This is a genomic window from Streptomyces sp. NPDC050636 (assembly GCF_040654775.1).
Lineage (GTDB): Bacteria > Actinomycetota > Actinomycetes > Streptomycetales > Streptomycetaceae > Streptomyces.
This window is the reverse complement of sequence record NZ_JBFAIP010000217.1, coordinates 1-3,792: the sequence shown is the minus strand read 5'-3', so window position 1 is coordinate 3,792 and position 3,792 is coordinate 1. Positions and strand designations below refer to the sequence as shown.

At 67.5% G+C, this 3,792-nt stretch carries 2 protein-coding genes; one reads left to right on the top strand and one right to left on the bottom strand.

Annotation, left to right across the window (positions count from 1 at the left end; translation table 11 throughout):
- Nucleotides 1-120 precede the first annotated feature (120 nt).
- Nucleotides 121-1,752, bottom strand: a complete 1,632-nt coding sequence (locus AB0I10_RS40650) for a TROVE domain-containing protein (protein ID WP_363157769.1) — start codon at nt 1,750-1,752, stop codon at nt 121-123.
- 723 nt (nt 1,753-2,475) lie between these two features.
- Between AB0I10_RS40650 and AB0I10_RS40645 the strand changes: the two genes are divergently transcribed.
- On the top strand, nt 2,476-2,814 hold the full coding sequence (locus AB0I10_RS40645; RefSeq protein WP_363157770.1) for a VOC family protein: 339 nt from the start codon (nt 2,476-2,478) through the stop codon (nt 2,812-2,814).
- Nucleotides 2,815-3,792: the final 978 nt, after the last annotated feature.

Genomic DNA, 3,792 nt, shown 5'->3' with positions numbered 1-3,792 from the left:
GGAAGGAATCCGGGCCGCCGCTTCGACACCGTTGCCGCATTACCGCGTTGCTGCGTTGCCGCATTACCGCGTTGCAGCGTTGTCGCGTTGCTGCATTGCCGCGTTGCCGCAATACCGGCTTCAGTTCTGCCACGGCCACTTCGCGTCGCGCCCTGCCTCCAGCAGCGGCACCATACGGAACGCCTGGTCGGTCAACCCGCCGAACGCATGGCGATTCGCACCGCCGGACGGGGCCGCCCCGGTCCGGTACCCCGCCATGTTCCACATGTACACCGGTACATGCCGCGGAATGAGGTCGTCGATCTGCGTTTCCGGCATTCCTCCCCAGTGGCCATGACAGTTCGACGGCAGCCAGCCGGGGCGGGTCTGCTCGTCCGTAACGACCACCACACGGTCATGCGCGTTGTAATGCGCCTTGACCGCGGACGGGATGTCCGTACCGTCGATCCGCTCGAACTTCTCGATCAGCCGGAGCGTGCTCGCGCCCTTCGGTACATCGATCCGCCGGCTCCGCATGCCGAATTCGACGAGCGTCGGCGCCTCCGCCCGCACGGCGAGCGCGGCACCGAACACCGCGGCCTGCTCGGCGAGAGAGATATCCGACCGGTTCGGGGTCGAGAAGGCGTAGCCGGGGAACATCGACGGCGACCGGTCCACCAGGATCAGCGTGCGCCCCGTCAGCCGCGGCACACTGCTCAGCGAGTGGCCCAGCGCCTGCTCCAGGGCGTGGCCCCAGCGCAGCGACGGCGCGTGCTTGTACGCGGCCCAGAAGCGGAACGGGAACATGCGTGAGCGGGCCACCTCTGCGGGGTCGGCGAGCCGCGCGGCTATCCGTGCGGCGACCGTGTCGCTGACCCCGGCCTCGTCGAAATTGCGGAGGTTGCGCACCAAGGCCATCAGCCCCATGGACGGGATGACGGCCTCCCACGCCGCCTTGTCCATCGGCCCCTGGAGCCAGCCCGCCAGGGCCTCCCAGGTCATCCCCGCGCGGCGCAGGAAGTCCGCGGCGTCCGGCCGGTTCAGCAGCTCGCGCCGCTGCTCGGTCGTCCAGCCGGCGATCGTGGCGCGCGTCCGGAGCAGCTCAAGCGTGGCCGGCGGCTCGTCGCCACGCCCGTGGCGGCGGTCGATGGCGTGCTTGAACAGGTCGCCCTGCCATGCCGCGGCGGGCGCGGGGTGGACCAGCTCGATCACATCGCCGAACCGGAACGCGTGCCCGGCGGTGTCGTACTTCAGGAGGGCCCGCTCGGTGTAGAGGCCGCCGAGGGCGTCCTCGATTCCGCGCTTGACGGGCTTCGGGACGCGTCGGCCGTACCGGCCCATCCAGTATGCGAGGAGTTCGCCGGGCTCGTCCGGGCGCTTCAGCACGGAGGCGATGACAGAGCGGTTCGACGCGGTCGCGTGCGTGGGTGTCATCGCGCCGTCGAGGCGGGCCCTGACGTACTCGGCCGCCCCGACGATCGCGGCGGTACGCATATTGCCGGGGCCGCGCAGCCAGCCCAGCAGGCCGGCCGTCCAGTCGCCGTCCTCCACGGCGAGCTGCCGGACGAGCTGGGTGTAGCGGTCGTCCCGGTCGCCGCCCTTCTCGTAAAAGCTGTCGGTGCCGACCATGTTGGCCACCGCGAGGAGGAAGAGCTCCGACTTGGCGTCACGCAGATGGCCCGTCGCACCCTCGTGGGTGGCGGCACGTTCCCCGGTCGTCGTTATGGGCGAGCCGGGCGACGGGCGGGCCGTGCGGGTATTGAAGCGGGCCATGATAGAAATCCCCTCACTTGGAGGGGAGGCGTCAGCATAAGGGTGCCCAAGATCGATTTTCGGCAACGGAGACAAAGCGTTCTGGGCCGCTGAACTACCTCTGGTCACGTACCTGTGAAGGCCGCGAAGGCCACCAACCCGTGAACCGGAGGCCGGGATTCGAACCCGGGTCTCTCTCTTGAGAAGGAGAAGTATCCGTTTCCTGCGCACCGGGCACCCCGATGCTTTGCCTCCCGAGATCAGAATTGGCTCCGGGTCGGTTTCTGAAAGGAAGGAACCGGGGCCTGCGCACCGGGAGGTGCAAGCAAGAACTTGTAGCTGGAGAGTACAACAGGCGTTCTCTCGCGGCGATCTGATTAATGGTTCGACGGATCGATGGATCGACGGTTCGACGGCTCGCGGACGGGCCGCGTTCGGTTGGGCCAGGTGACGGCTGGTACCGGGTCAGCACCCGGTCACCCGGTACGACCACCCCGGCCAGCACCCGGTTGGCAACAGGACGGCAAGCGGTGGGCAACCGTTCACTACGTGATGGACTGTGGGAAGTGTGTGCCCCGCCCCCGTGCGCTGTCACAGGGGCGGGGCGGGTCCGAGGAGCGCCAGCAGCTCGGATAGTTACCTGAACCACGGTACGGGCGACCACTGACAATGGCGGATCGCGGCGGCGTAAGACAGCGCGCTGGAGGAGGGCCGGGACCTCGGTTCTCGCTGGCGACGGTGGTCATGGATTGTCCGGACGCTCATGCGCTCGCGGACTTCTACCGGCGTCTGCTGGAGTGGGAGGTGAAACTGAGCGAACCGGACTGGGTGCTGCTCAAGTGTCCGGATGGGGGTGTGGGTCTCTCGTTCCAGTCCGAGCCGGACTATCAGCCCCCGGTGTGGCCTGAGCGGCCCGAGCAGCAACAGAAGATGCTGCATCTGGACATCCGCGTCGACGACCTGGAGACAGCGGGCGCTTACGCGGTCGCAATGGGGGCGACGCGGGCGGAGGTTCAGCCGCAGGACGACGTCTGTGTCTTCTTCGATCCGGCCGGCCATCCGTTCTGCCTGTTCCTCCATTGATGATTGAGCCGGGCTGCGGCGTCGGCGGTTCCGTCGGCGCGGTGACGGCTACGCGTACGGCAGCTGGCGTACGCGGAGCGTGTGGGACCGGACACATGCAGACATCAATGGGCGTCGAGTCGCCGACGGTCCTCCCTGGTCAGTGAGTTGAGGCGGCGGAAGGCTGCCGGGCGGGACGCACGGCGTCGGCATACGGCGGGCGCACGAGGTGATGCGTTGTCAGTGACTGCCCCTAACATGTCTCACATGTCCCCAACTCCCCCTCCCTCTACGGGTGCGCCCGTTCCTGTCTCCGACGCGAATGAATCGATTCGGCGCTTTGTGTGCGCCCGGGGCGGCCGACCGTGGACGGCGCAGGACATGACGGAGTATGCGGCGCTGCTGGAGGTCTGGGCGCTTGCGGTGCGTGCGGAGGTCGTTGAGGCGGCGTAGACCGGCATGGACCGGCATGGACCGGCATGGACCGATGTGGACCGGCGTGGACCGGCGCAGACCAGCGTGGATCGATGTGACCGGCGTAGACCCCGCTTTTGACCCGCTGTCGTACGAAGGCCCTGTCAGACCCCCGCGTGATGCGGTTGGCCTGACAGGGCCTTCGGATGTCCAGAGATCAAAGCGGCTGGGGAACGTGGTGCTCTACCAACTGAGCTACAACGACCCGAAGTCGACGACGGGACTCGAACCCGCGACCGCCCCATTAACAGTGGAAGTAACCCCGTCCTGCGCACCTGGACACGTCCAACATAGCCGTCGGCGTCGCCTGCGGCATCCGGATATCCATCCGGCGGGCATCCGGACGACGATCCGGGCCGACAGGCCAACTGCCGACAGCCGACAGCCGACAGCCGACAGCCGACGATCAATGGCACGTTAGCCAGGCGTTAGGGCTCGCAGAGAATCAACATGCTGATTTGATCTCCGTGGGGCTGTTGTTCGCGAGGAACGCCGTGACGTCAGCGGGCGTCCGGAACCTGGCAG